The organism is Streptomyces griseobrunneus (genome assembly GCF_046713465.1).
GTDB lineage: Bacteria > Actinomycetota > Actinomycetes > Streptomycetales > Streptomycetaceae > Streptomyces > Streptomyces microflavus.
In genome coordinates this window covers 6392968-6419670 of record NZ_CP177080.1, presented here as the reverse complement: position 1 = coordinate 6419670, position 26703 = coordinate 6392968, and the positions used below count along the sequence as shown (strand labels likewise).

The 26703-nt window shown below is 72.7% G+C and carries 24 protein-coding genes; 15 read left to right on the top strand and 9 right to left on the bottom strand.

Annotation, left to right across the window (positions count from 1 at the left end):
• Window positions 1–26: 26 nt before the first annotated feature.
• The 4 genes from ACK8N7_RS29195 to ACK8N7_RS29180 are packed head-to-tail and all read left to right on the top strand — an operon-like array spanning window position 27 to window position 5681.
• Window positions 27–1685, top strand: a complete 1659-nt coding sequence (locus tag ACK8N7_RS29195; RefSeq protein WP_500444520.1) for a cobyric acid synthase — start codon at window positions 27–29, stop codon at window positions 1683–1685.
• Window positions 1682–3736: a putative cobaltochelatase gene (locus ACK8N7_RS29190; protein ID WP_500444519.1), complete on the top strand. Its 2055-nt coding sequence runs from the start codon at window positions 1682–1684 to the stop codon at window positions 3734–3736. Before ACK8N7_RS29195 ends, ACK8N7_RS29190 begins: the two co-directional genes overlap by 4 nt.
• Window positions 3736–4335 (top strand): cob(I)yrinic acid a,c-diamide adenosyltransferase, encoded by a 600-nt coding sequence (gene cobO, locus ACK8N7_RS29185; RefSeq protein WP_015607771.1) that lies wholly within the window; start codon window positions 3736–3738, stop codon window positions 4333–4335. Before ACK8N7_RS29190 ends, cobO begins: the two co-directional genes overlap by 1 nt.
• Entirely contained in the window at window positions 4329–5681 is a 1353-nt protein-coding gene (locus ACK8N7_RS29180) for a cobyrinic acid a,c-diamide synthase CobB (RefSeq protein WP_500444518.1), read from the top strand. Before cobO ends, ACK8N7_RS29180 begins: the two co-directional genes overlap by 7 nt.
• A gap of 33 nt (window positions 5682–5714) precedes the next feature.
• On the opposite strand, the gene ACK8N7_RS29175 is transcribed toward ACK8N7_RS29180, so the two are convergent.
• A complete protein-coding gene (locus tag ACK8N7_RS29175) occupies window positions 5715–6437 on the bottom strand; it encodes a ZIP family metal transporter (RefSeq protein ID WP_356411278.1) in 723 nt (240 codons plus the stop codon).
• A 189-nt stretch (window positions 6438–6626) separates the two neighbouring features.
• On the opposite strand from ACK8N7_RS29175, the gene cobC reads away from it, so the two are divergent.
• Window positions 6627–8216: an Rv2231c family histidinol phosphate aminotransferase CobC gene (gene cobC, locus ACK8N7_RS29170; RefSeq protein ID WP_403217374.1), complete on the top strand. Its 1590-nt coding sequence runs from the start codon at window positions 6627–6629 to the stop codon at window positions 8214–8216.
• A gap of 125 nt (window positions 8217–8341) precedes the next feature.
• Here the strand turns inward: cobC and ACK8N7_RS29165 are convergent, their stop codons facing one another.
• Both ACK8N7_RS29165 and ACK8N7_RS29160 read right to left on the bottom strand, forming a co-directional pair.
• Complete coding sequence (locus ACK8N7_RS29165) at window positions 8342–9307, bottom strand: SCO1860 family LAETG-anchored protein (RefSeq protein ID WP_403217372.1); 966 nt, start codon at window positions 9305–9307, stop codon at window positions 8342–8344.
• Between the two features lie 306 nt (window positions 9308–9613).
• Window positions 9614–10714 (bottom strand): amidohydrolase family protein, encoded by a 1101-nt coding sequence (locus ACK8N7_RS29160; RefSeq protein WP_500444517.1) that lies wholly within the window; start codon window positions 10712–10714, stop codon window positions 9614–9616.
• Between the two features lie 120 nt (window positions 10715–10834).
• Between ACK8N7_RS29160 and ACK8N7_RS29155 the strand changes: the two genes are divergently transcribed.
• The 6 genes from ACK8N7_RS29155 to ACK8N7_RS29130 all read left to right on the top strand — a co-directional run bounded on the left by ACK8N7_RS29155 (window position 10835) and on the right by ACK8N7_RS29130 (window position 16724).
• A complete protein-coding gene (locus ACK8N7_RS29155) occupies window positions 10835–11941 on the top strand; it encodes a pyridoxal-phosphate-dependent aminotransferase family protein (protein WP_403217368.1) in 1107 nt (368 codons plus the stop codon).
• 307 nt (window positions 11942–12248) lie between these two features.
• On the top strand, window positions 12249–12779 hold the full coding sequence (ectA, locus tag ACK8N7_RS29150; RefSeq protein ID WP_403217366.1) for a diaminobutyrate acetyltransferase: 531 nt from the start codon (window positions 12249–12251) through the stop codon (window positions 12777–12779).
• 165 nt (window positions 12780–12944) lie between these two features.
• A complete protein-coding gene (ectB, locus tag ACK8N7_RS29145; RefSeq protein ID WP_403217364.1) occupies window positions 12945–14207 on the top strand; it encodes a diaminobutyrate--2-oxoglutarate transaminase in 1263 nt (420 codons plus the stop codon).
• Window positions 14208–14288: 81 nt separating this feature from the next.
• Entirely contained in the window at window positions 14289–14687 is a 399-nt protein-coding gene (locus tag ACK8N7_RS29140; protein WP_015607780.1) for an ectoine synthase, read from the top strand.
• 5 nt (window positions 14688–14692) lie between these two features.
• On the top strand, window positions 14693–15586 hold the full coding sequence (gene thpD / locus ACK8N7_RS29135; protein WP_500444516.1) for an ectoine hydroxylase: 894 nt from the start codon (window positions 14693–14695) through the stop codon (window positions 15584–15586).
• Window positions 15587–15686: 100 nt separating this feature from the next.
• Window positions 15687–16724: a VOC family protein gene (locus ACK8N7_RS29130; protein ID WP_403217360.1), complete on the top strand. Its 1038-nt coding sequence runs from the start codon at window positions 15687–15689 to the stop codon at window positions 16722–16724.
• Here the strand turns inward: ACK8N7_RS29130 and ACK8N7_RS29125 are convergent.
• Window positions 16700–17770 carry an alkene reductase gene (locus ACK8N7_RS29125; RefSeq protein WP_403217358.1) on the bottom strand — a complete coding sequence of 357 codons (1071 nt, stop codon included), beginning with the start codon at window positions 17768–17770 and terminating at the stop codon, window positions 16700–16702. The genes ACK8N7_RS29130 and ACK8N7_RS29125 overlap by 25 nt on opposite strands.
• A gap of 179 nt (window positions 17771–17949) precedes the next feature.
• On the opposite strand from ACK8N7_RS29125, the gene ACK8N7_RS29120 reads away from it, so the two are divergent.
• Window positions 17950–18456, top strand: coding sequence for a MarR family winged helix-turn-helix transcriptional regulator (locus tag ACK8N7_RS29120; protein ID WP_403217356.1), 507 nt, complete (start codon window positions 17950–17952; stop codon window positions 18454–18456).
• Window positions 18457–18530: 74 nt separating this feature from the next.
• On the opposite strand, the gene ACK8N7_RS29115 is transcribed toward ACK8N7_RS29120, so the two are convergent.
• From ACK8N7_RS29115 to ACK8N7_RS29100, 4 genes are all read right to left on the bottom strand, one after another.
• Window positions 18531–19598, bottom strand: coding sequence for an aminotransferase class V-fold PLP-dependent enzyme (locus tag ACK8N7_RS29115; protein WP_500444515.1), 1068 nt, complete (start codon window positions 19596–19598; stop codon window positions 18531–18533).
• 87 nt (window positions 19599–19685) lie between these two features.
• Window positions 19686–20402, bottom strand: coding sequence for a DsbA family oxidoreductase (locus ACK8N7_RS29110; protein WP_500444514.1), 717 nt, complete (start codon window positions 20400–20402; stop codon window positions 19686–19688).
• Window positions 20403–20552: 150 nt separating this feature from the next.
• Window positions 20553–21164, bottom strand: coding sequence for a DUF1349 domain-containing protein (locus tag ACK8N7_RS29105; RefSeq protein ID WP_403217350.1), 612 nt, complete (start codon window positions 21162–21164; stop codon window positions 20553–20555).
• A 54-nt stretch (window positions 21165–21218) separates the two neighbouring features.
• Window positions 21219–22739 carry an aldehyde dehydrogenase (NADP(+)) gene (locus ACK8N7_RS29100; RefSeq protein ID WP_403217348.1) on the bottom strand — a complete coding sequence of 507 codons (1521 nt, stop codon included), beginning with the start codon at window positions 22737–22739 and terminating at the stop codon, window positions 21219–21221.
• A gap of 196 nt (window positions 22740–22935) precedes the next feature.
• On the opposite strand from ACK8N7_RS29100, the gene ACK8N7_RS29095 reads away from it, so the two are divergent.
• The gene (locus tag ACK8N7_RS29095; RefSeq protein ID WP_031125548.1) at window positions 22936–23706 is read left to right on the top strand and encodes an IclR family transcriptional regulator; all 771 of its coding nucleotides are present in this window, start codon (window positions 22936–22938) and stop codon (window positions 23704–23706) included.
• A gap of 125 nt (window positions 23707–23831) precedes the next feature.
• On the opposite strand, the gene ACK8N7_RS29090 is transcribed toward ACK8N7_RS29095, so the two are convergent.
• Window positions 23832–24221 (bottom strand): hypothetical protein, encoded by a 390-nt coding sequence (locus ACK8N7_RS29090; RefSeq protein WP_403217346.1) that lies wholly within the window; start codon window positions 24219–24221, stop codon window positions 23832–23834.
• A gap of 166 nt (window positions 24222–24387) precedes the next feature.
• On the opposite strand from ACK8N7_RS29090, the gene ACK8N7_RS29085 reads away from it, so the two are divergent.
• Both ACK8N7_RS29085 and ACK8N7_RS29080 read left to right on the top strand, forming a co-directional pair.
• The gene (locus tag ACK8N7_RS29085; RefSeq protein ID WP_500444513.1) at window positions 24388–25416 is read left to right on the top strand and encodes a hypothetical protein; all 1029 of its coding nucleotides are present in this window, start codon (window positions 24388–24390) and stop codon (window positions 25414–25416) included.
• Window positions 25413–26693, top strand: coding sequence for a sensor histidine kinase (locus ACK8N7_RS29080; RefSeq protein ID WP_403217342.1), 1281 nt, complete (start codon window positions 25413–25415; stop codon window positions 26691–26693). Before ACK8N7_RS29085 ends, ACK8N7_RS29080 begins: the two co-directional genes overlap by 4 nt.
• Window positions 26694–26703: the final 10 nt, after the last annotated feature.

Sequence of the window (26703 nt, the reverse complement as noted above, 5' to 3'; positions counted from 1 at the left end):
AACGCGGTACGGGAAGGGGAGCGGGCATGGGTGGCGGGCTGCTGGTCGCGGGGACCACATCGGACGCGGGCAAGAGCGTCGTCACGGCGGGCATCTGCCGCTGGCTGGTGCGCCGGGGCGTGAAGGTCGCGCCCTTCAAGGCGCAGAACATGTCCCTCAACTCCTTCGTCACCCGCGAGGGCGCGGAGATCGGGCGCGCCCAGGCCATGCAGGCGCAGGCCGCCCGGGTGGAGCCGACCGCGCTGATGAACCCGGTCCTGCTCAAGCCCGGCAGCGACCGCTCCAGCCAGGTCGTCCTGATGGGCAGGCCGGTGGGAGAGATGAGCGCCAGGGGCTACCACGGCGGCCGCCAGGAGGCCCTGCTCGGGACGGTCGTGGACTGCCTGGAGCAGCTGCGGTCGAGCTATGACGCGGTGATCTGTGAAGGGGCCGGGTCGCCGGCCGAGATCAACCTGCGGCGCACGGACATCGTGAACATGGGGATCGCGCGGGCCGCGAAGTTCCCCGTGCTGGTGGTCGGGGACATCGACCGGGGCGGGGTCTTCGCCTCGTTCTTCGGGACCACGGCGCTGCTGAGCGCCGAGGACCAGTCGCTGGTCGCGGGGTACCTGGTGAACAAGTTCCGGGGTGACGTCTCGCTGCTGGAGCCGGGCCTGGACATGCTGTACGGGCTGACCGGGCGGCGGACGTACGGCGTGCTGCCGTACGCCCACGGGCTCGGTATCGACGAGGAGGACGGCCTGCGGGTCTCCTTGCGGGGTGCGGTGCGGGAGTCGGCCGTGGCTCCCCCGCACGGCGAGGACGTGCTGCGGGTCGCGGTCTGCGCGGTGCCGCTGATGTCGAACTTCACGGACGTGGACGCGCTGGCCGCCGAACCGGGCGTCGTCGTGCGGTTCGTGGACCGGGCCGACGAGCTGGCCGACGCGGACCTGGTCATCGTGCCCGGGACGCGCGGCACGGTGAAGGCGCTGGCCTGGCTGCGGGAGCGGGGCCTCGCCGACGCGCTGGTGCGGCGGGCGGCGGAGGGCCGGCCGGTGCTGGGGATCTGCGGCGGGTTCCAGGTGCTCGGTGAGCGGATCGAGGACGAGGTGGAGTCGCGGGCCGGGGTCGTGGACGGGTTGGGGCTGCTGCCGGTGCGGGTTCGCTTCGACCGGGCCAAGACGCTGGCGCGGCCGGTGGGTTCGGCGCTCGGGGAGCCGGTGGAGGGGTACGAGATCCACCACGGGGTGGCCGATGTGCAGGGCGGGGAGCCGTTCCTGGACGGGTGCCGGGTGGGGGCGGTGTGGGGGACGCACTGGCACGGGTCGCTGGAGAGCGACGGGTTCCGGCGGCGGTTCCTGGTGGAGGTGGCGCGGGCCGCCGGGCGGCGGTTCGTTCCCGCGCCGGACACGAGTTTCGGGGTGTTGCGGGAGGAGCAGCTGGACCGGCTGGGGGATCTGGTGGAGGAGCATGCGGATACGGATGCGTTGTGGCGGTTGATCGAGGGGGGTGCGCCGGTGGGGTTGCCGTTCGTGCCGCCGGGGGCGCCGCCCGCTGTGCCGGGTGCGGCGGAGAGTCGGGGCGCTGCCCCGGGCCCCGCTCCTCAATCGCCGGAGGGGCTTGAAATGGCTCGCCCGGAGGCGCTGGGAGAAGCCCGTAATTCCCAGGGGCTTGATTTTGTTGACGTCGACCAGGAGGCCAAGTGAGTACGCCGTATCCCTTCACCGCGATCGTCGGGCAGGACGACCTGCGGCTCGGGCTGTTGCTGAACGCTGTCAGTCCGGCCGTCGGTGGTGTGCTCGTGCGGGGCGAGAAGGGGACCGCCAAGTCCACCGCCGTCCGGGCGCTGGCCGCGCTCGTGCCCGAGGTCTCCGTCGTTCCGGGGTGCCGGTTCTCCTGTGATCCCGGCTCCCCCGATCCCGCGTGTCCTGATGGGCCGCACGCGGACGCCGCCGGTGTGTCGCGGGCCGCGCGGACCGTGGAGCTGCCCGTCGGGGCGTCCGAGGACCGGCTCGTGGGGGCGCTGGACATCGAGCGGGCGCTCTCGGAGGGCGTGAAGGCGTTCGAGCCGGGGCTGCTGGCCGACGCGCACCGCGGGATCCTCTACGTCGACGAGGTCAACCTCCTCCACGACCACCTGGTGGACCTGCTGCTGGACGCGGCCGCCATGGGTGCCTCGTACGTCGAGCGCGAAGGCGTCTCCGTACGGCATGCGGCACGGTTCCTGCTGGTCGGGACGATGAACCCGGAAGAGGGCGAGCTGCGGCCGCAGTTGCTCGACCGGTTCGGGCTGACCGTCGAGGTGGCCGCCTCCCGGGACACCGACGAGCGGGTCGAGGTCGTGCGGCGCCGGCTCGCGTACGACGACGATCCCGGGGGCTTCGCCGCGCGCTGGGCCGAGGAGGAGTCGGCCCTGCGGGAGCGGATCGCCACCGCGCGCGCCCTGCTTCCCCAGGTGCTCCTGGGCGACGGCGTGCTGCGCCAGATCGCCGCCACCTGCGCCGCGTTCGAGGTCGACGGGATGCGGGCCGACATCGTGATGGCCCGTACCGCGACCGCGCTCGCCGCCTGGGCCGGACGTGAGGAGGTGACCGCCGACGACGTACGGCAGGCCGCTCTGCTGGCGCTCCCCCACCGGCGCCGCCGCAACCCGTTCGACGCGCCCGGCCTGGACGAGGACAAGCTGGACCAGACCCTGGACGAGGCCGCCGGGGACCAGGGGCGGAGCGACGAGGGGCAGAACAACGACGACGATCCCGATCCTGATGGGGGCGGGAACGACGACGGCGGTGGTGGCGGTGGTGGTGGTGTGCCGCCGCAGGCCGACGGGGACCGTACGCCGCCCCAGGGGGAAGGTGGCGACACGTCGTCACAGGCCCCCGAAGGCAGCCCCGACGCGCCCGGGCGGTCCGCCGGGGCCGAGCAGCAGCCGGTGGCGTCCGCCGAGCCGTTCCGTACGAAGATGCTCAGCGTGCCGGGGCTCGGTGAGGGGGCTGCCGGGCGGCGCTCCCGGGCCCGTACCGAGCACGGGCGCACCACCGGCGCGCGGCGGCCGCAGGGGTCGCTGACCAAGCTGCACCTGGCCGCGACCGTGCAGGCCGCCGCACCCCACCAGCGGGCGCGCGGGCGCTCCGGGCGGGGGCTCGTGGTGCGCCGGGACGATCTGCGGCAGGCGACCCGGGAGGGGCGTGAGGGCAACCTCGTGCTGTTCGTCGTGGACGCCTCCGGGTCGATGGCGGCCCGGCAGCGGATGAGCGCGGTCAAGGGGGCCGTGCTGTCGCTGCTGCTCGATGCCTACCAGCGGCGGGACAAGGTCGGTCTGGTCACCTTCCGGGGCAAGGACGCCGAGGTGGCGCTGCCGCCGACCTCGTCCGTGGACGCGGCCGCCTCCCGGCTGGAGTCGCTGCCGACCGGGGGGCGCACTCCGCTCGCCGCCGGGCTGCTCAAGGCCCATGACGTGCTGCGGGTGGAGCGGCTGCGCGATCCGTCGCGGCGGCCGCTGCTCGTCGTGGTGACGGACGGCCGGGCGACCGGTGGTCCGGAGCCGGTGGCGCTCGCGGGGCGGGCGGCGCGGCTGCACCAGGCCGAAGGGACGGCCTCGGTCGTCGTGGACTGCGAGTCGGGGTACGTACGCCTCGGTCTCGCCGGGGAGTTGGCCCGGGAACTGGGAGGCACCGCCGTCACGCTCGACGAGCTGCGGGCCGACTCGATCGCCGGGCTCGTCAAGGACGTCACCGCAGCCGGGAGGGCCGCTTAATGCCGCAGGGACAGCCGACATCGGTGCCGGACGACGGGCTCACCACCCGTCAGCGGCGCAACCGCCCGCTCCTGTTCGTCCACACGGGCATAGGCAAGGGCAAGTCGACCGCCGCTTTCGGGCTCGCGCTGCGGGCCTGGAACCAGGGCTGGCCGATCGGGGTGTTCCAGTTCGTGAAGTCCGCGAAGTGGAAGGTCGGCGAGGAGAACGCGCTGAAGGTGCTGGGCGCGAGCGGTGAGGGCGGCACCGTCGACTGGCACAAGATGGGCGAGGGCTGGTCCTGGGTCCAGCGCGACGGCCAGCTCGACAACGAGGAGAAGGCCCGCGAGGGCTGGGAGCAGGTCAAGCGCGACCTGGCGGCCGAGACGTACAAGCTGTATGTGCTGGACGAGTTCGCCTACCCGATGCACTGGGGCTGGATCGACACCGACGAGGTCGTCGAGGTGATGCGGAACCGGCCCGGCACCCAGCACGTGGTGATCACCGGCCGCAACGCGCCCGACAAGCTGATCGAGGCCGCCGACCTGGTGACCGACATGTCGAAGGTCAAGCACCCGATGGACGCGGGGCAGAAGGGCCAGAGGGGCATCGAGTGGTGAATGTGCCCCGCCTGGTCATCGCCGCTCCGGCCTCCGGCAGCGGCAAGACCACCGTCGCCACCGGCCTGATGGCCGCCTTCGCCGCGCGCGGGCTCGCCGTCTCGCCGCACAAGGTGGGCCCGGACTACATCGATCCGGGCTACCACTCGCTGGCGACGGGACGCCCCGGCCGCAATCTCGACGCGTACATGTGCGGGACGGATCTGATCGCCCCGCTCTTCGCGCACGGGTCGGCGGGGTGCGATCTCGCCGTGGTCGAGGGCGTGATGGGGCTGTACGACGGTGCCTCGGGGCAGGGCGAGCTGGCGTCCACCGCGCAGGTGGCCAAGCTGCTCAAGGCCCCTGTGGTGCTGGTGGTCGACGCCTCCTCGCAGTCCCGTTCGGTGGCGGCCCTGGTGCACGGGTTTGCCTCCTGGGACCCGGAGGTCCGGATCGGCGGGGTGATCCTGAACAAGGTGGCCTCCGACCGGCACGAGGCGCTGTTGCGGGACGCGCTGGACGAGTCGGGGCTTCCGGTGCTCGGTGTGCTGCGCCGGGCGCCTCAGGTCGCCACGCCCTCGCGCCACCTGGGTCTGGTGCCGGTGGCCGAGCGGCAGGGCGATGCGGTGGACGCCGTACGGGCGATGGGCGAACGGGTGCGGGCCGGGTGCGACCTGGACGCGCTGATGGCGCTGGCCCGGACCGCGCCGGCGCTGCCGGACGAGACGTGGGAGCCCATGCCCGCCGAGAAGCCCGGCGCTATGAAGCCCGTCGTCGCCGTGGCAGGCGGGGCGGCGTTCACCTTCGCGTACGCGGAGCACGCCGAGCTGCTGACGGCGGCCGGTGCGGAGGTCGTGGTCTTCGACCCGCTGCGGGACGAGAAGCTGCCGGTGGGTACGGCGGGGCTCGTGATCGGCGGCGGGTTCCCGGAGATGTACGCCCCCGAGCTGTCGGCCAACGAGCCGCTGCGGCGGGCGGTCACGGAACTGGCCCTGAGCGGCGCCCCGGTGGCGGCCGAGTGCGCGGGGCTGCTGTATCTGGCGCGGGAGCTGGACGGGAAGCCCATGTGCGGGGTGCTGGACGCCGAGGCCCGGATGTCGGAGCGGCTCACGCTCGGTTACCGGCAGGCGGTGGCGGTCTCCGACAGCGCGCTGGCGGTCGCGGGGACCCGGATTCGGGGCCATGAGTTCCACCGGACGGTGCTGGAGCCGGGGGCGGGGACCACGCCCGCCTGGGGGATGCATCAGCCGGAGCGGCGGGTGGAGGGGTATGTCCAGCGGGGCGTGCACGCCAGCTATCTGCACACCCACTGGGCGGCCACCCCCTCGGTGGCCCACCGCTTCGTGGAGCACTGCCGGGCGCGGTGAGGCGCACAGAGGCACGCGAGGGCGCACGCGGGCTCACTCGGCGATGCCCACGACCAGCCAGATGAAGCCCACGCCCCCGATGGTGCAGAGAAGGGTGGAACGGGCGGGATGGGTGTGGTGTGCCTCGGGAAGAATCTCCGCAGCGGCCAGGTAGAGCAGGGCTCCGCCGAAGAATCCGAGATAGCCGCCGAGCAGTTCCTCCGGAAGGGTGAACAGCAGCGTCGTCGCGGCGCCCACGACCGGCGCCACCGCGGCCGCGAACAGCATCAGGAGCGCCTTGCGGCGGGCGTTCCCGTAAAGACTCGTGAGGGTGTACGTGTTGAATCCGTCGGCGAAGTCATGACTGATCACCGCCAGCGCGACGGCGAGGCCCATGGCCCCGCTGACCTGGAAGGCGGCGCCCAGTGCGATGCCGTCCATCAGGCTGTGGGCGACCATCGCGGCGGCCGCCGTCAGCCCCACCTGCGGTACGCGTTCACCGCTCGCCCCGTGTGCCACCTGGCGTACGGCGAGCAGCCCCTCGACCAGATGGGCCACCAGAAAGCCGCCGACGAAGAGCAGCAGGGCGGCCGGCACCCCGAACACCGGGTCGCCCGCAGCCTCCATCGCCTCCGGCAGGAGGTCCAGGCCGACCACGCCGAGCATCAGCCCGCCCGCGAAGCCGAGCACCAGGTGGCGGCGGTCAGTGACGCGTTGCGCGACCCAGCCGCCGGCCAGAGTCATCAGGAACGCGCCGAGCGCGACGAACACCGCCATGGGCTCTTGCTAGTCGATCGACCCCTCCGGCCGCATCTCAGGGTGTCCTTACCCGGGGCGGCCGCACCCGCCCGTACGACCGGATCCGTGACCGTATACGGAACAGCTCCACCCCCCACCGCCTGATGTGAAAGCCGCTGGAAAGGCAGGCTCCGCCATGACGAGCATCCCGCCCGCAGGAATCCGCCCATGACCGGAGCGGCCGCCCGCCCCGCGCCGAGGCCCGGCGCGCGGAACCTGGTCGTCGGGGTCGGCGCCCGGCGCGGCGCCCCGCTCGACGAGGTGCTCGGCCTGATCGAGGAGACGCTGCACAGGGCGGGGCTGCGTACCGCCGATGTGGTGGAGGTGGCGACCGTCGACGTGAAGGCGGACGAGCCGGGGATCGTGGGGGCCGCCGCCCGGCTCGGGGTGCCGGTGGTGACGTATCCGGCGGCGGCGCTGGCCGGGGTGCGGGTACCGAATGCGTCGGATGCGGCAGCCGGAGCGGTGGGCACGCCGTCGGTCGCGGAGGCGGCGGCGCTGATCGAGGCCGACGAGCTGGTGGTCCCGAAGTCCGTCGCCACGGGCCGGGCGGCCGTCGCCACCTGCGCGGTGGCACGCCGGTTTCCGGCCGTCCTCACGCCTTTCCCTGTTTCCGGCGAGAAAACTTCCACCCCACTCGTGACGGAAGGCCCCCGCCCGTTCACCATGGCAGCCATGACTCCCCCCACGCAGAACATCGAGAGCGCCGGGCCCGACCTGCGCCACCACGGCGACGCGGAGGTGCGCGGCGAGAACCTCACCGATCTCGCCGTGAACGTCCGTACCCACACACCACCGGAGTGGCTGCGCCAGCGGATAGCGGCGTCCCTGGTCTCACTGGCCGCCTATCCCGACGGCACATCGGCCCGGGCGGCCGTCGCCGAGCGGCACGGACTGCCGGTGGAGCGCGTCCTGTTGACGGCCGGTGCCGCCGAGGCGTTCGTCCTGATCGCGCGGGCGCTGCCGGCCCGCTGTCCGGTGGTCGTGCATCCGCAGTTCACCGAGCCCGAGGCGGCACTGCGGGCGGCCGGGCACGGGGTGGGGCGGGTGGTGCTGCGGGAGGAGGACGGCTTCCGGCTCGATCCGGCGGCGGTCCCCGACGAGGCGGATCTGGTGGTGGTCGGCAATCCGACCAACCCGACGTCCGTCCTACACCCGGCGGCCCTGCTGGAGCGGCTGGCCAGACCGGGGCGGACGCTGGTGGTCGACGAGGCGTTCATGGACGTCGTGCCGGGCGAGCGCGAGGCGTTGTGCGGGCGGACGGACATCCCGGGGCTTGTCGTGCTGCGCAGCCTCACCAAGACATGGGGGCTGGCCGGGCTGCGGATCGGCTATGTCCTGGCCGACCCGGAGACCGTCGCGCTGCTCGCCGAGGCGCAGCCGCTGTGGCCGGTGTCGTCCCCGGCGCTGGCGGCCGCGGAGGCGTGCATGGAGCCGAGGGCGCTGGTGGAGGCGGCGGAGGCGGCGGACCGGATCACCGTGGACCGGGCCCATCTGCTGGCCGGGCTCGCGGAGTTCAGCGAGGTGCGGGCGGTCGAGGAGGCCCGGGGTCCGTTCGTCCTGGTCCAGCTGGAGCGGGCGGCGGAGATCCGTGAACGGCTGCGGCTGCTGGGCTTCGCGGCCCGGCGCGGCGATACGTTCCCGGGGCTCGGGCCGCAGTGGCTGCGGCTCGCCGTGCGCGACCGGGCGACGACCAACCGCTTCCTGCAGGCCCTGGACCAGGCCGTCCAGGCGCTGCCCGCGCGAACGGGACGCTGAAGGAGTCTTGGAGGCCATGCGGGGCGGCGCTCGTCGTACGAACGCCGCCCCCTGAGGCCCCCCTCAGGCCCCCCTCAGCCCCCGTCAAGCCCCCTCCTCAAGCCCCCCCCTAGGGCCGGCCGGGATCAGCCCTGGCTGCCGCGCCTGCGCGCGACCACCGTGGCGCCCGCCCCGATCGCCAGCAGCAGGGCCGCGCCGCCCGCGAGGTACGGGGTGGTGGAGCTGCCGCCGGTCTCGGCGAGGTTGGCCGTGGTGGGGGCCTTGCCGGCGTCGGATCCGGTCTGCGGCTTCACATCGGGGGCGTCGCCGCCCGTGTCACCACCGGTGGAACCGCCGTCGCTGCCGCCCGGCTGCTCGGGCTTCTCGGGCGTCTTCGGCTCCTTCGGGGTCTCGCAGGTCGCCTCGGCGAGGGTGACATCGCCCTCCACCTCGGCCACGTTGAGGTCGAGCGGGTTCACCGAGACCTTGAGCCGGAGTGCCGTCGCGGCGGCCGTACGCGAGGTGGTCTCCGTGCTGGAGAGGTCGAGGCTCACCTCACCGACGCCCGGCACCGCGACCCGGGTGGGCCCGCCCGCGGAGAGCGTCACCTTCTTGCCGAGCACCTTGACGTGGCCGAGCACGTTCGACTCCGCCACGGGCTGCTTGCCGACCTCGCAGAGCGCCTTGGAGGTCACCTTCTCGACCTCGATGAGCGAGAGCAGCGGCAGTCCGGGCACATGGACCCGGGCCTTGGCGAGGTTGGTGTACCCCTCGGCCTTGTTCTTGTCGACGGTGGCGTTCGCGGTGGCCACATCGGCGCGCAGGACGCTGACCGGCCGGCCGGCCGCCACCCCGTCCAGGTTCACGGTGAGCGCGGTCTTCTCGGCGCTGGCCGGCGCCTGCACCTCGTTGAGCGTGACCTTGAGGGGCACGTGGACGGACTTGTTGAGGAGCGAGACGTCGAGCCCGGTGCGGAGCACGACCGCGCTCGCCCTGCCCTCGCCGCCAGTGGCGGGCGTCGCCGGGGCTGCCTGCGCGGGGACGGCGGCAAACAGGGCGACGGGAGCGGCGGCGGCCGCCAGGGCAGCGCGACGGAAGGTGTTGCTGTTCAAGATGGTGGAACCCCCACAAGAGACATGGAGCCACCGGGTGCCGTCAATGGGGGACATCGCGTGCACCGGTGGCCTCGACTCCGTGAATCTTTACGCACTGAGGGTGAACTGGCGGATACCTGAAGTGAGTTCACCCCAAAGGGGGGTTTCCGCGCGCATATTCGAATCTTTCGGCACGTGCGTTCCCTGGCGTCACCCGTTTCACACGGTGCGAGCCGAACGCCGTACGACTGCGCCGGAGCGTGCGCAGAAGTGCATCAACGAGCCGGGGCCGGGTCCGTCACTGCCGGTCAACACAGCACCGCTTCACCCGGTCACCCGCCCGTTCAGCACGATGTGGCGCGGAGCCGCCAGTACCCGGACGTCCGCGCGCGGATCCTCGTCGTACACGACCAGGTCCGCCGGAGCGCCCTCCTCCAGCGCCGGCCGCCCCAGCCACCGCCTCGCCCCCCACGCGGTGGCGGAGAGTGCCTCCAGGGGCGGGATGCCCGCCTTCACCAGCTCGGCGACCTCCCCCGCGACCAGGCCGTGCGCGAGCGAGCCGCCCGCGTCGGTGCCGACGTAGACGGGGATGCCGGCGTCGTACGCGGCGCGCACGGTGTCGTAGCGGCGTTCGTACAGCTGCCGCATATGGGCCGACCAGCGGGGGAACTTGGCCTCGCCGCCCGCCGCGAGGTCGGGGAAGGTCGCGATGTTGACCAGCGTCGGCACGATCGCCACGCCCCGCTCGGCGAAGAGCGGAATGGTCTCCTCGGTGAGGCCGGTCGCATGCTCGATGCAGTCGATGCCCGCCTCCACCAGATCGCGAAGCGCCTCCTCGGCGAAGCAGTGCGCGGTGACCCGGGCGCCCAGCCGGTGCGCCTCGGCGATGGCCGCCTCGACCTCGCCGCGCGGCCAGCAGGCGGTCAGGTCCCCGGCGTCCCGGTCGATCCAGTCCCCCACCAGCTTGACCCAGCCGTCGCCGCGCCGGGCCTCCTGGGCGACGTACGCGACGAGGTCGCCGGGCTCGATCTCATGGGCGTAGTTACGGATGTAGCGGCGGGTCCTGGCGATGTGGCGGCCGGCCCGGATGATCTTCGGCAGGTCCTCGCGGCCGTCGATCCACCGGGTGTCGGAGGGCGATCCCGCGTCCCGGATGAGCAGGGTCCCGGCCTCCCGGTCGGTGAGCGCCTGCTTCTCGGCGGTCGCCGCGTCGACCGGGCCGTGCCGGTCCAGGCCCACATGGCAGTGCGCGTCGACGAGACCGGGCAGCGCCCAGCCCGTGACGGTCTGCGCGCGGTCCGCGCCGGGCGGGCGCTCGTAGGTGATCCGCCCGTCGACGGCCCACAGTTCGTCGCGCACCTCGTCCGGGCCGACGAGGACCCGTCCCTTCACCCGCAGCACCCGCTGCCCCTCCTGATCACTCATAGCGGCACTGTACGAGGCCCTCGGTAGGCTGCGAGAAGGCGTCGGCCACCAGCAGGACCCGTCGCCCCGGCCGGGAAAAGACCCGGCCGACCGCCGACCCGACCCGGAGAGAGCCCCACCGTGACGCACCCCTTCCTCGACCTCCCCCCGCTGACCGCCGCGCACTTCGCGGCCATCGAGCGGCGGGTGGCCGCGCTCCTCGCCACCGAGCAGGACGTCGTCATCACGCAGGGCGAGGCGCTGCTGCCGCTGGAGGGCTGCATCCGCAGCGGCGCCCGGCCCGGCTCGACCGCGCTGAACGTGGTCACCGGACCGTACGGGCAGACCTTCGGCAACTGGCTGCGGGACTGCGGCGCCACGGTCGTCGACCTCACGGTGCCCTTCCACACCGCCGTGACGGCCGCCCAGGTCGCCGAGGCGCTCGCCGAGCACCCGGAGATCGACTTCGTCTCGCTGGTGCACGCCGAGGCGGCGACCGGCAACACCAACCCGGTCGCGGAGATCGGTGAGGTGGTCCGTGCGCACGGGGCGCTGTTCATGGTGGACGCGGTCGCCTCGGTGGGCGCCGAGCCGCTGCTGCCGGACGTCTGGGGCGTCGACCTGTGCGTGATCGGCGCGCAGAAGGCGATGGGCGGTCCCGCCGGGGTGTCGGCGGTGTCGGTGAGCGAGCGGGCCTGGGAGCGGATCGCCGCCAACCCGGCCGCCCCGCGCCGCTCGTATCTCTCGCTCCTGGACTGGAAGGAGCGCTGGATCGACGGTGGCCGCAAGGTGCTGCCGCATGCCCCGGCGCAGCTGGAGATGCTGGGTCTGGAGGCGTGTCTGGAGCGGATCGAGGCGGACGGCCCGGACACCGTGATGGCCCGCCACGCCTCGGCGGCCGCGGCGACCCGGGCGGGCGCGGTGGCGCTGGGCGGTGGTCTGGAGCCGTACGTCCTTCAGGCGCGGGACGCCGCTCCGGTGGCCACGACGCTGCGCGCCCCGGCGGGGACCGACGCCGCCGCGCTGGTCGCGCGGGCGCTGGAGCTGGAGCCCTCGCTGCCGCTGATCGCGGGCGGCGGGGCGCTCTCCAAGGAGATGATCCGGGTCAATCACTACGGGGCAGATGCGACGCGGAACGCGGTGCTGTCCTCGCTCGCGGCACTGGGGGCGGCACTGGCCGATACGGGCCGGCAGGTCGACTTCGAAGCTGCCCGCCGCGCGGTTGCGGAAACCTGGCCGGGCCGCTGATATCCATAATGCGGGGAGCTGCTTTATCGAAAGCAGCTCCCCGCATTCTTCTGCCCGCTTTCCCGTCCCGTAAACGCGGAAGTTTTTCGGGGCTCGAACTCCATGATTCGGACACGTCTCAGAGGAGTTACAGCCCTGTGACCGACTCCACACGGGCGACGTTATGCCCGAAAAATTCCGGACAAAAGGCGTGAAATCGCACCCGGCTCATGGGGATTCTCACGCACGCCTGATAACACAAAGAGGCGCGCCACCCAACCCTTCAGCTCGATGCAATTTAGAAATTTGCTGGGTAAATTCAATTCGCATGACCGCCGCACCAGCAGATTTTGCCCGTGCCCGAAGCGAATTCCTCAGTATCGACACGCCACGAGTGGAGGACGGAGCCGCGATCTGGCGCATCGCCCGCGACTCCGAGGTCCTGGACCTGAACTCCTCGTACAGCTACCTGCTGTGGTGTCGTGACTTCGCCGCCACGTCCGCCGTCGCCCGTGGCGAGGACGGCGAGCCGATCGCCTTCGTGACCGGCTACATCAGGCCCGACCGCCCCGAGACCCTCGTCGTCTGGCAGGTGGCCGTCGACCAGGCACATCGTGGCAAGGGACTGGCCGCCACCCTGCTGGACGCGCTGACCGCCCGCGTCGCCGCCGGCCAGGGACTCTCCTGCGTCGAGACGACGATCACCCCGGACAACACCGCGTCCGACCGGCTGTTCACGTCCTACGCCCAGCGGCACGACGTCCCGCTGGAGCAGGAGGTGCTCTTCGACGGGGGGCTGTTCCCGGAGGGGACGCACCTCCCGGAGGTCCTGTACCGGATAGGCCCCTTCGCCGCCTGAGCAGCCCTGTGAGCCACCCGTTCACGGCCCGGCGTACCTGACCCGTACGCCGGTTTCCCCACGACTTTCCGCGCCGGCCGACCACCCGGCGCGGTCCCGGCCGCCTCCGTGCGGCAGGGAGCACCGACCACTGCCCGTCACACCCCCTCACGCAGGAGATCCGCTGTGACCATCACCCCGCCCGCACTGAGCGTCTTCGAGACCCTGGAGTCGGAGGTCCGTAGCTACTGCCGCGGCTGGCCCGCCGTGTTCGACCGCGCGCAGGGCGCCCGGCTGACCGACGAGGACGGCCACTCCTACCTGGACTTCTTCGCCGGGGCCGGCTCGCTCAACTACGGCCACAACAACCCGGTGCTGAAACGAGCACTGATCGACTACATCGAGCGCGACGGCATCACCCACGGCCTGGACATGGCGACCACCGCCAAGCGCGCCTTCCTGGAGACGTTCCAGAACGTCATCCTGCGCCCGCGCGACCTTCCGTACAAGGTGATGTTCCCCGGCCCGACCGGCACCAACGCCGTCGAGTCGGCGCTGAAGCTGGCCCGCAAGGTCAAGGGCCGCGAGTCCGTCGTGTCGTTCACCAACGCCTTCCACGGCATGTCGCTGGGCTCGCTCGCCGTCACCGGCAACGCGTTCAAGCGGGCCGGGGCCGGTATCCCGCTGGTGCACGGCACTCCGATGCCGTTCGACAACTACTTCGACGGCACGGTCCCCGACTTCCTCTGGTTCGAGCGGCTGCTCGAGGACCAGGGGTCCGGGCTGAACAAGCCCGCCGCCGTGATCGTGGAGACGGTCCAGGGCGAGGGCGGCATCAACGTCGCCCGCGCCGAGTGGCTGCGGGCGCTGCAGGAGCTGTGCCACCGCCAGGACATGCTGCTGATCGTCGACGACATCCAGATGGGCTGCGGCCGGACCGGTGGCTTCTTCTCCTTCGAGGAGGCCGGGATCGTCCCGGACATCGTCACGCTCTCGAAGTCCATCAGCGGCTACGGCATGCCCATGTCGCTGTGCCTGTTCAAGCCCGAGCTGGACATCTGGGAGCCGGGCGAGCACAACGGCACGTTCCGCGGCAACAACCCGGCCTTCGTCACGGCCGCCGCCGCGCTGGACGCCTACTGGGCCGACGGGCAGATGGAGAAGCAGACCCAGGCCCGCGGCGAGCAGGTCGAGCAGGCGCTGCTGGCCATCTGCGCCGAGGAGCCGACCGCGCAGTTCCGCGGCCGCGGTCTGGTCTGGGGCATGGAGTTCCAGGACCCGGCACGCGCCTCGGCGGTCTGCGCCCGCGCCTTCCAGCTGGGGCTCCTGCTGGAGACCTCGGGCCCGCAGAGCGAGGTCGTCAAGCTGCTGCCGCCGCTGACCATCACCACCGAGGAGCTGGACGAGGGCCTGCGCACGCTGGCCCGCTGCGTCCGCGAGACGGCCTGACCCGGCGCTGCCGGGGCAGGCGAGAAGAGAAGCCCGGACCGCGAGGCCCGGGCGGAGCACCAGAGAAAGGCACCGCTCACCGTGATCGTCCGATCGTTCAGTGACATCGAGAACACCGACCGGCATGTGAAGTCCGCGTCCGGCACCTGGGAGAGCAAGCGCATCGTGCTCGCCAAGGAGAAGGTGGGCTTCTCGCTCCACGAGACCGTGCTCTACGCGGGCACCGAGACCTCCATGTGGTACGCGAACCACATCGAGGCGGTCCTGTGCACCGAGGGCGAGGCCGAGCTCACCAACGACGAGACCGGCGAGACCCACTGGATCTCCCCGGGCACGATGTACCTGCTGGACGGGCACGAGCGCCACACCCTGCGGCCCAAGACCGACTTCCGCTGCGTGTGCGTCTTCAACCCTCCCGTCACCGGACGGGAGGACCATGACGAGAACGGTGTCTACCCACTGCTGACCGAGGAGGCCTGAACCGTATGACCACCGAAGTACGCGCCGATCTGTACCCCTCGCGCGGCGCCGCCGAGATGACCACTCCCCGCCAGGACCCGGTCATCTGGTCCGCGCCGGGCGCGCCGGGCCCGATCGCCGCCAAGGATCTCCAGGGATACGAGCACGACGGCTTTCTCACCGTCGACCAGCTGATCACCCCGGACGAGGTCGCCGTCCACGAGGCCGAGCTGAACCGGCTGGTCTCCGACCCGGCGGTCCGCGCCGACGAGCGCTCGATCATCGAGAAGCAGTCGCAGAACGTGCGTTCCGTCTTCGAGGTCCACAAGCTCAGCGAGGTCTTCGCCGCGCTGGTCCGCGACGAGCGGGTGGTGGGCCGGGCCCGCCAGATCCTCGGCTCGGACGTGTACGTCCACCAGTCCCGTATCAATGTGAAGCCGGGCTTCGGCGCCACGGGCTTCTACTGGCACTCGGACTTCGAGACGTGGCACGCCGAGGACGGTCTGCCGAACATGCGGACCGTCTCCGTGTCGATCGCGCTCACCGAGAACTTCGACACCAACGGCGGGCTGATGATCATGCCCGGCTCGCACAAGTCGTTCCTCGGCTGTGCGGGCGAGACGCCGAAGGACAACTACAAGAAGTCGCTCCAGATGCAGGACGCCGGCACCCCGTCCGACGAGGCGCTGACGAAGATGGCCGACCGCCATGGCATCAAGCTCTTCACGGGCAAGGCCGGTTCGGCGACCTGGTTCGACTGCAACGCCATGCACGGTTCGGGCGACAACATCACCCCGTACGCGCGCTCCAACGTCTTCATCGTCTTCAACAGCGTGGAGAACGCGGCGCAGGAGCCGTTCGCGGCGCCGATCCGCCGCCCCGGGTTCATCGGGGCACGGGACTTCACCCCGGTGAAGTAGCGGCAGGCGCAGGCATGATGGGTCCGGGACGGTACGCCGTCCCGGACCCCGCCGCGTAACTCGCTGGACCCGGGACCCGCCACCGGACAGGGTGGCGGCCATGACCTCCCACGTACGTCACATCACCGTCGACTGCGCCGACGCCCACGCGCTCGGCAGCTTCTGGTCCCAGGTGCTCGGCGCCCCGCTCGCCGACGACGACTTCCCCGGCGATCCGGAAGCCCTGCTCGAAACGCCCGGCGCGGCGATCCTCTTCGTCCAGGGGCCCGACCCGAAGACGGCCAAGAACCGGGTCCACCTCGATGTCCAGCCGCAGGACCGCACCCGGGACGAGGAGGTGGAGCGGCTGCTCGCACTCGGCGCGACCCTGGTGGGCGACCACCGGAAACCGAACGGGCGGGGCTGGGCGACCCTGGCGGATCCCGAGGGCAACGAGTTCTGCGTGGAGTGCTCCGCCGCCGAGCGGGCCGCGCTGACCGGGAGCCGGCTGCCGGTGACCGCCGACGATGTGACCAGCGCGGTCGGGCTCGCGGCGGACGTGCTGGCCGGAGCCCCGGCGGACCGCTGGGACGCGCCCGCCGGAACCCTGGAGTGGACCTGCTGGGAGACCGTCGAGCACCTGAGCGACGACCTGTTCGCGTACGCCGTCCAGTTGGGCCCGCGTACGCCTCCGCTGGACGGCGAGGTCCCCTACCGGTGGGTGCCCGAGAGGCAGGGCGGGCCCCACAACGCGATCTTCGCCGACCGCGCCGCCGGACCCGCCGGGCTGCTGGCGACCCTGGAGGCGAGCGGTGCGCTGCTGGCCTCGATGGCCCGGACGACGCCGCCCGAGGTCCGCTCGTACCACGGGTTCGGCATCTCCGACCCGGAGGGCTTCGCCGCGATGGGCGTGCTGGAGACCCTGGTGCACACCCATGACCTCGCCGAGGGCCTCGGGCTGGAGTGGACGCCGCCCGGCGCGCTCTGCGACCGGGTGCTGGCCCGGCTCTTCCCCGACGCCCCGGCGGGCGGCGACCGGTGGACCGTCCTGCTCTGGGCCACCGGCCGCACCGCACTGCCGGACCACCCGCGCCGCACCTCGTGGCAGTGGAACGGGGAGCCGCGGGGGGCCGGTCAGACGGCGTCCAGCGCCGGGTAGTCGGTGTAGCCCTTGGCGTCGCCGCCGAAGAAGGACGACGGGTCGGGGGTGTTGAAGGGGCCCCCGGCCCTGAGCCGGGCGGGCAGGTCCGGGTTGGCGAGGAAGAGCACGCCGTACGAGATCAGGTCGGCGATCCCGTCGTCGATCACGGTGTGGTCGTCCGGCCCGGTCGGCCCGTCGGAGTGCACGTTGATCAGGACGGTGCCGGTGAACACCTTCCGCAGCGCGAGGGTCAGCTCGCGGATCGGGGCGTCCTCCAGGATGTGCAGATAGGCGAGGCCGAGCGTCTCGATCTCCTGGGCCAGCGCGGTGTAGACGGCGTCCGGGGCGGGCTCGTCGATGTCGTTGTACGGGTTCGAGGGCGAGATGCGCAGCCCGGTGCGGGCGGCGCCGATCTCGGCCGCGACCGCTTTGACGACCTCCACCGCGAACCGGATGCGCGCGGCCTCCGAGCCGCCCCACTCGTCGGTGCGCAGGTTGGTGTTGGGCGCGAGGAACTGGTGGATGAGGTAGCCGTTGGCGCCGTGCAGCTCCACGCCGTCGAACCCGGCGTCGATGGCGTTGCGGGAGGCGGCGGCGAAGTCGGCGATGGTCTGCCGGATCTCGGCGTCGGTCAGCTCGCGCGGCTCGACGAAGTCCTTGGGCCCCTCGTGGGTGTAGATCTGGCCCGCGGCCTTGACCGGTGAGGCGCTGACCGGGGTCAGGCCCTCGGGCAGCAGGACGGGGTGGCCGATGCGGCCCGCGTGCATGATCTGGGCGAAGATCCGGCCGCCCTCGGCGTGCACCGCGTCGGTGACCTTGCGCCACGAGGCGACCTGCTCGGCGCTGTGCAGCCCGGGGGTGAACGGGTAGCCCTGGCCCACGACGGAGGGCTGGATGCCCTCGGTGATGACGAGCCCGGCCGAGGCACGCTGGGCGTAGTAGGCGGCCGTGAGCTCGGTGGCCGTACCGCCCTCGCCCGCCCGGCTCCGGGTCATCGGGGCCATCACGATGCGGTTGGCCAGCGGGGTGCCGGACAGGTCGATCGGGTCGAAAGCGGTGGTCATGCGGGCTCTCCAAAGAATATGGGGCAAGGCGTACGCGACCGGCCGGCGAAGTATGTGGTCGGCCAATCATTGGCGCTGGCGTCACTGTAGCTCATTACTTGGCCGACCAAGGTAAAGTGTGGGCAAGAGCCGCCGGGCATCATCGAAGCCCCACCGGAGCAGCACCGAGGAGCCCCGACATGAACACCGGCAACGCCACCACCGCGGAAGCCGCCTGTACCGACGCGCTGCCCGGAGCAGCGCTCAGCGGGCCCGTGAGCCACGCCGTCTCGCGCGTCGCCCGGCTGCACCGGATCGCGGCGGGGAAGCTGCTCAAGGGGCTGGGGCTCTACCCGGGGCAGGAGCTCCTGATGATGCACCTGTGGGACGCGGGGCCGGTCCGTCAGTCCGAGCTGATCAGGACCCTGGACCTGGACCCGTCCACGGTCACCAAGATGCTCCAGCGCCTCGAACAGACCGGCCATGTACGCCGCCGCCCCGACCCGGACGACCGGCGGGCCGTGCTGGTCGAGGCGACGGACAGAAGCTGCGCGCTGCACACGGCGGTGCGGGACGCGTGGGGCAGCCTGGAGGAGCACACGCTCGCCGGGCTGGAGAGCGATGAGCGCACGGAGCTGACGCGGCTGCTGGCGAAGGTGGAGGCGAACCTCTGCCAGGAGACGGAGGGGTGCCCGGAACGGGGCTGAGGGGGCGGGGGCTGGGGGGCTGGGGGCTCAGGAGCGAGGGGCCGGGGGCTCGGATGTGAGGGCCCGGGGAGCCCTCAGACCTTCCGGCCCAGCACGTCCAGCACCCGGTCGACATCCGCCTCGGTGTTGTAGAGGTGGCAGGAGATCCGGAGGTTCCCGGCGGGCGTCGAGACCGCGATCCCGGCCTTCGCGAGCTCCGGTTCGCGGCCGTCGAGCCCCGGCACGGAGACGATCGCCGACTCCCCCGGAACCACCGTGTGCCCCAGCTCCGTCAGCCCCGAGCGCAGCCGGGCGGCGAGGGAGGTGGCGTGGGTGTGGAGGGCCTCGGTGCCGATCTCCCCGAGCAGCGCGAGGGAGTGTTCGGCCCCGTGGTACGAGAGGAAGGCCGGCGGCTCGTCGAACCCGCGGGCGCCGGGGGCGACGCGCTCCAGCGCGCCGTAGTTGCCGGTCCAGGGCGCACCTGCGGCGACCCAGCCCGCGAAGAGGTTCGGAAGGGTGGCCTGCGCCTCCTCGGTCACGGTGAGGAACGACGTACCCCGGGGGCAGAGCAGGAACTTGAAGCCGCCGGTGACGGTGTAGTCGTACGCCCCGGCGTCCAGCGGGAACCAGCCCGCCGACTGGGTGGCGTCCAGGAGGGTCCGGGCGCCGTGTGCGACGGCGGCCGCGCGGACGGCGGCGAGGTCGGCGACCCGGCCGTCGGCCGACTGGACCGAGGAGAAGGCGACGAGCGCGGTGGTGGGCCGTACGGCGTCGGCGAGGTCACCGAGCGGGACGTACCGCATGCGCAGATCGCCGCGGAGCGCGAACGGGCTGACGACGGAGGTGAACTCACCCTCGGGCGCGAGGACTTCGGCCCCCGCCGGGAGTGAGGCGGCGATCAGCCCGACATGGACGGTGACCGAGCTGCCGGTGGCGACCCGGTCCGGCCGGACCCCGGCGAGCCGGGCGAACCCGACCCGGGCCGCCTCCACCGCGTCGAAGCTGCCCGCGCCGATCCGGCGGCCGGCGGCGTTCTCGTCGGCGAGGGCCTTGACGGCGGCGATGGTCCGGCGGGGCAGCAGCCCCCAGCTGGAGGTGTTGAGGTACGTGACCTCGGGCGCGAACTCGGCGGCGGCCGCCTGGCTGAGCGGAGAGATCGTCATGCGCCCAGCCTGGAGCCCCCGGGTCTCATAGTCAATTGCCAGAATTCACGGGGCACACCCAAGGCTTTCTTATACGCGGAGGAGGGCTCAGCCCTTCGGGACCTCGCAGGCCCCGTCCGTGTCGCAGGCCGCCGCGTCGCCGCCGACGGTGGTCAGCGAGGTGACCGGGCGGTCCTTCCAGGCCTGCTCCAGCGCCTGGACGAAGACCTCGGAGGGCTGACCGCCGGAGATCCCGTACCGCCGGTCGAACACGAAGAACGGCACCGCGTTGGCGCCCAGCTCCGACGCCTCGCGCTCGTCCGCCCGGACCTCGTCGGCGTACGCCTCGGGGTCGGCGAGCACCGAACGCGCCTCGTCGGCGTCGAGCCCGGCCTCCACGGCGAGAGCGAGCAGCACGTCGTCGTCGAAGACGGACCGCGCCTCGGCGAAGTTGGCCCGGTAGGCGAGGGTCAGCAGCTCGTCCTGGCGGCCGCGGGCCTTCGCCAGGTGCAGCAGCCGGTGGATGTCGAAGGTGTTGCCGTGGTCACGGCCCTCGGTGCGGTAACCGAGCCCCTCTGCCTGCGCGTTGGCCGCGACGTTGGCCTCCATCGAGGCGGCCTCCTCGCGGGTCCGCCCGTACTTGGTGGCCAGCATGTCGATGACCTGCTCGGTCTCCCCCTTGGCCCGCCCGGGGTCGAGCTCGAAGGAGCGGTGCACGACCTCGACCTCGTCCCGGTGGGCGAACTCGGCGAGGCCCTTCTCGAAGCGGGCCTTGCCGATGTAGCACCAGGGACAAGCGATATCGGACCAGATCTCGACGCGCATGACTCTTCTTCTCTCCAGGGGTCGCGGGGGTCGCGGACGGGGTGCGGAGATGTTCCTCCGCAGGACGGACCACTCGGTCGAACACCGAACCTGACCAGGTGATTCCCGGGACCCGGCAGTCACGGTCGCCGCTCCGCGACGGCCCCCGCGTCACCGCCCGTCGCGCAGGTTCTCCACTCCCCCGGCCGTGAACGCGATCCGGTCGAAGACCGCGCCGCACCCCTCCCCCGTGGGGGACTGCACCAGGAAGCCGGCCCGGGCGGCCGCCCGCTCCGACGCCGTGCCCAGGGTGAAGACGCGGACGAAGGTCCAGGTCTCGCCGTCGGCGGAGGCGTGGAAGGCGTAGGCGTTGCCGGTACGGCTGAGCCGGAGCCAGTAGCTGTCCTCCTCCACCACGAACGCGTTGGCGTCGTCGGAGTGGCCCCGGGTCACGACGCTGCAGACCGTCGCCAGGCCCGAGGAGTGCTCCAGGCAGAGTTTGGCCCAGTCGCGGTCCCCGAGGTGGAGGTGGAGCGCCCCGGCGTCGCCCGCGGCGGCCAGCCCGGGGCGGACCCGGGCGAGCAGCCGGAAGTCGCCGTCCCCCACCGCGCCGAGCAGGCGTGGCGCGTCGGTGGTGGGGGCCGGGGTGTCGGCGGACGGCGGTACGAAGAGGTCCTGGCCGGGTCCGGCCCGGCCGGTCAGGATGCCGTCGGCGTGCGTCCAGCGGCCGTCGGGGCCGTAGGCGTCCAGGGCGAAAGGGAGCTGGTCCAGGTGCAGGGTCATACACGGAATCCGTCCAGGTGCGGGGTCATGTACGGCGTCCGTCCAGGTGCGGGGTCATGCGGGGCGGCCGTCCACGCGGCGGGGCAGGTCCAGGGGGTTGGTCTCGCGCAGTTCCGGCGGGAGGAGCGGGTCGGGGGTGCTCTGGTACGTCACCGGGCGCAGCCAGCGCTCGATGGCCGTCGCGCCGACCGAGGTGGAGGGGGAGGTGGTGGCCGGGTAGGGCCCGCCGTGGTGCTGGGCGGGGGCGACGGCGACGCCGGTCGGCCAGCCGTTGACCAGGATGCGGCCGGCGAGCGGGGTGAGGGCGGTGAGGAGGGCGGCCGCCTCCGGGTCGTCGCCTTCGGTGGTGGTCTGGAGGGTGGCGGTGAGGTTGCCGGGGAGCCGGGCGAGGACGGCGGCGACCTCGTCCTTCGAGCCGTACCGGGCGATCACGGTGACCGGGCCGAAGCACTCCTCCAGGAGCGCGTCGTGCGGGCCCTCGGCGGTGAGCCGGCTCGCCGGTACGGTCAGGAATCCGGCGGAGACCGTGTGCTCGCCGCCCGCGCCGGGGGTGACGGGGGTCTCGACGTCCGGGAGGGCGGCCCGTTCGCGTACGCCCGCGACGAAGGCGTCCCGCATCCGGTGGTCCAGCATCACGCCGGAGCCGGTGTCGCTGACCGTCCCGGTGAGGGCCTTCACCAGCCGGTCGCCCGCGTCGCCGGACGGGGCGAGGACGAAGCCGGGCTTGGTGCAGAACTGGCCGACGCCCAGGGTCATGGAGGCGCCGAGCCCGGCGCCGATCTGCTCGGACCGCTCGGCGGCGGCCGCCGCGGTGACGACGACCGGGTTGAGCGAGCCGAGTTCGCCGTGGAAGGGGATGGGGGCGGGGCGGGCGGCCGCCGCGTCGAACAGGGCGCGTCCGCCGCGTACGGAACCGGTGAAGCCCGCCGCGCTCACCAGCGGGTGGCGGACCAGCTCGACGCCCGCGTCGAACCCGTGGACCAGGGTCACCACGTCCTCGGGCAGCCCGGTGCGGGCGGCGGCGCGGCGGAGCACCGAGGCGCAGAGTTCGGAGGTGGCCGGGTGGCCGGGGTGGGCCTTGACGACGACCGGGCAGCCGGCCGCGAGGGCGCTGGCGGTGTCGCCGCCGGGGACGGAGAAGGCGAGCGGGAAGTTGCTGGCCGCGTAGACGGCGACGACCCCGAGCGGGATCTTGTAGCGGCGCAGGTCGGGCCAGGGCGGGGTGCGGGAGCCGTCCTCGTGGTCGATGTGGATGTCGAGGTAGGCGCCCTCGTCGACGACCTCCGCGAAGGCCCGCAACTGGGCTGCGGTGCGCGCGAGTTCTCCGGTGAGCCGGGCCGGGCCCAGGGCGGTCTCCGCGTCGGCGGCCTCGATGATGTGCGGGCCGGACTCCTCCAGCAGCTCCGCGGCCGTACGCAGGAACGCGGCGCGTGCCGTGCGGTCGGCCAGGGCGTCGCGTACGGAGTGGGCCGCCCGGACCGCCCGGTCGACCTCCTCGGCCGTAGCCTCCACCGCAACCTGCTCGCGCGGGTTCCCGCTTCGGGGGTCGACACTCCAGACTGGTGCTGCACTCACCGTGATTCCCTCCGGGTTCCGGCGGTCCTCGCAAGCGGGGCCGCACATCAGCAAGCGTTCGGTATTCTGAACAGAGTTCCTGATCGTGAATGTGCTCGGACTCTATTTCCGGGCGTTCCGTGTTGGCAATCCATGGTGGCGAGCTTTTCGGGCCCAGAGCCGAAGGCCGAAGAAGCCGAAGAAGGAGCGTGGGGCGATGTCGGTCGCCGAGTCCGGTGGGGCACAGGTCAAGTCCGCGGTACGGACGGTGGAGCTGCTCGAATACTTCGCGGGGCGCCCCGGCATGCACTCGCTCGCCGCCGTCCAGGAGGCCGTGGGCTACCCCAAGTCCAGCCTCTACATGCTGCTGCGCACCCTGGTCGAGCTCGGCTGGGTGGAGACGGACGCGACGGGCACCCGGTACGGGATCGGAGTGCGCGCCCTGCTGGTGGGCACCTCCTACATCGACGGCGACGAGGTCGTGGCCGCCGCCCGGCCCACCCTGGACCGGCTCTCCGACGACACCACGGAGACCATCCACCTGGCCCGGCTCGACGGGACGAACGTGGTCTACCTCGCCACCCGCCAGTCCCAGCACTATCTGCGCCCCTTCACCCGGGTCGGCCGCCGGCTGCCCGCCCACTCCACCTCGCTCGGCAAGGCGCTGCTGGCCACCCACAGCGACGAGCAGGTCCGCAAGATGCTCCCCGAGACGCTGCCCGCGCTGACCGAACACACCATCACCGACCGCGAGAAGCTCATCGAGGAGCTGCGCCTGGTCCGCGAGCAGGGGTACGCGGTGGACCGCGAGGAGAACACCCTCGGCCTGCGCTGCTTCGGCGTGGCGATCCCCTACCGGACGCCCGCCCGCGACGCGATCAGCTGCTCGGTGCCGGTCGCCCGGCTCACCCCCGGCCACGAGCAGACGGTCAAGGACGCCCTGCTGGACGCCCGCGACCGGCTCACCCTCGCCACGCGCAGGCTCTGACCGGGATACCGACGTGCGCGCGCAAGCTCCCGCACGTCGCGGGTCAGCCCTGCTCCTGCAAGCGCGCCGCGTTCGGCGCCCCCCGGGCGCGGATCAGCGCAGTGCCCGGCGGCGTCCTGATGCGGTCAGGCGTCAGGGTCGACTTCGGGGTGCGTGAACCGCACGGGCTTGGCCAGCGACCGGGCGTAGGCGATTTCGGCCCGGGTGCTGTCTCCGATGTAGTCGCCGACCACGAGCACCTCGTCGGCGAGCCGGATCTTCGCCCGGTGCAGATCGTCGAGTCGGGCCTTCAGCGCCTCGGCCTCGACAGGATCGGACCAGAGTTCGTGCGGCGACTTCAGGTCACAGCCCGGTTTGACGACAATCCTTCCGGCTTCGGTCTCCCGCAGATCGGCCTCGGTCATCTCGGTCATGAAGCGGGTGGAGCCGCAGATCACGACGATACGCGGGAGGCTCAACAGCTTCTTCGCGTCGGCGAGCTTCTCCTCGGGGGTGAGCTGTTGCGGGTATGCCACTGATTCCTCCTGGTGGTGTGGTCCAAGGGGTGGCTGCGGAGACGAGCAACGCTCACCGACCCCTTGGAACAGATCATCCAGGGAGCGCCTCTCTCCCCCGCACGGCGGAGACGGATCGTCGCCGGGCAGGACGTGCGGGGCCGGGCTCCACGGAAGCGTGGGCACCATGACAGCGAACCGGACCTCCGCCCCGCCCCCACCCCCGTACCGCATCGACCGGGTCCGCACCGTGGCGCGGGCTCTCGCCATCGTGTCCTGCGTGCCCTACGTCGGTCTCAAGGCCGCCTGGATGGCGGGGAGTCGGGTCGGCATCCCGGACGGGAGTCCGCTGCTGGACGGCGGCGCCCTGCTGGTCGTCGGCAACGGGGTCACGGTCCTGATGGACGCCTGCGTCGTCGTCCTCGCCCTGCTGCTCACCCGGCCCTGGGGGCTGCGGGTGCCCGCCTGGCTGCTGGTGGTGCCGATGTGGGTGGCGAGCGGTCTGCTGCTGCCGATCATGACGGCCTATCCGCTGCAGATGACCGTCCGGCTCCTCGGTGGCGACGGCGGGCAGACGTCCGGTGGGGACGGCGGGGGCGGTGGCGACCCGTTCCTCGAACCGTGGGTCTTCGGCATCGTCTACGGCGGCTTCATCGCCCAGGGGGTCGCGCTGGGCACCCTCTTCGTTCTGTACGCCAAGGAGCGCTGGGGCCACCTCTGGCAGGGCCGGCTGCGGGACCTTCCCTGGACTCCGGCCTCCCCCGTGCTGCGGGTCACCGCCGTGGCCGCCGCCCTGGTCGCCCTCGCCCCGGGCCTCGCCCATCTGTTCTGGGCCTCCGGGTGGACCGCCGGGCTCAATGAGGGCCTGGTGGCCGGGCGCACCAGCGACTTTTATGTGATCGAAGCCGTCAACGCGCTCTTCGTGGCCGTCGCCGTCGCCGGGGTGCTGCTGCTCGCGTTCCGGCGCGGCGGCCGGCTCCCTCTGCGGGTGCCGCTCGTCCTGGTCTGGGCCGGATCGGCGCAAGTGGCCTGCTGGGGAGGGTGGTTGAGCCTGGCCGCCCTGGTCGGTGCGGGCGACATCGCGGACCGGCCGACGACGGCGATGGTGCTGATCTACGCTGTGCAGATGCTGGTCGGGACGCTCATCGCGACGCCGGTCGCGCTCCTCCTCGCGGAGCGCGCGGCGGCCCCCAAGACCTCCGGCACCCTCGCGTGAGGCTGCTCGCCCCGCTGATCGGGCGGCGGGCGCGGCTGCGCTGGCTGCATCTGATCATCGGCGGCGCGCTGCTGATGCCGTACTTCCTGGTCGGCACGGTCCTGGTCAGCATGATGGGCGGCGGGGCGGAGCTCTTCTCGTCCCCTCCCGCCCAGTTCGCCGCGTTCGCCTGCGCCCTGCCGATGGTGGCGGTCAGCGGCTTCTTCCCGCTCGTCCGGCCGCTGTCCGTGGCCGCGGCCCGGGCCCTGTGCGGGGTCCCGCCGGCGCTGCTGGCCGAGGGGCCCGCCCGGACCCGGCAGGCCCGGGTGCGGGCCGCCGCCTGGTTCACGGTGCATCTGGCGCTCGGCGGCATCATCAGCGGGATCACGCTGGCGCTGACGCCGTTCGCCGTCGCGGTGACGGGGCTCCCCTTCTCGGCGGCGCTGCGCGACTCCTGGCGGGCGGCCGGTCCCGAACCGCTGCTGGAGCCGTGGGCCCTGGTCCTCGCGCCGTTCGCCGGGCTCGCGATGCTGGTGGCGATGGCGCTGGTCGTGGCCGCCGCCGGGGAGCTGCTGGCCCGGTGGGTGCCGGTGCTGCTCGGGCCGACGCCCGAGGACCGGCTGGCCGCCGCCGAGCGCCGGGCGGCGGACCTGGCCGTGCGCAACCGGCTCGCCCGGGAGCTGCACGACTCGGTGGGCCACGCCCTCAGCGCGGTGACCCTCCAGGCGGGGGCGGCCCGCCGGGTCCTGGACCGCGATCCGGAGTTCGTCCGCCGGGCGCTGACCGCGATCGAGGAGACGACGCGGCGGACGGTCGGCGAACTCGACTCCATGGTCGGGCTGTTGCGCCGGGAAGGGGAGCCGGGGAGCGGGGAGACGGGGGATGAGGGGGCGGCGTACGGGCCCGGGCTCGACGCGCTCGACGGGCTGCTGAAGCGCTGCGGGGTGCCGGTGGCGTACGAGCGCGAGGGCGACCCGGGAAGCGTGGTGCCGGTGGTCTCCCGGGAGGCGTACCGGATCGTGCAGGAAGGGCTGAGCAACGTCCTGCGGCACGGCGGGGGCGGCACCTCCCCCGTGCGGCTGCTGATCGCGGTACGGAAGAGGGAGCTGGAGATCGTGCTGGAGAACCCACTGGGCGAGCGGCCCGCGGTGGTGCGTCCCGGGGGCGGGCGGGGGCTGCGCGGCATCGCGGAGCGGGCGGCCCTGCTGGGCGGCCGGAGCGAGGCGGGGCCGTACGACGGCGGCTGGCGGCTGACCGCCCGGCTGCCGCTGACGGCGCGCGGCGAGGAGCGGTCATGAGCGGGACGCC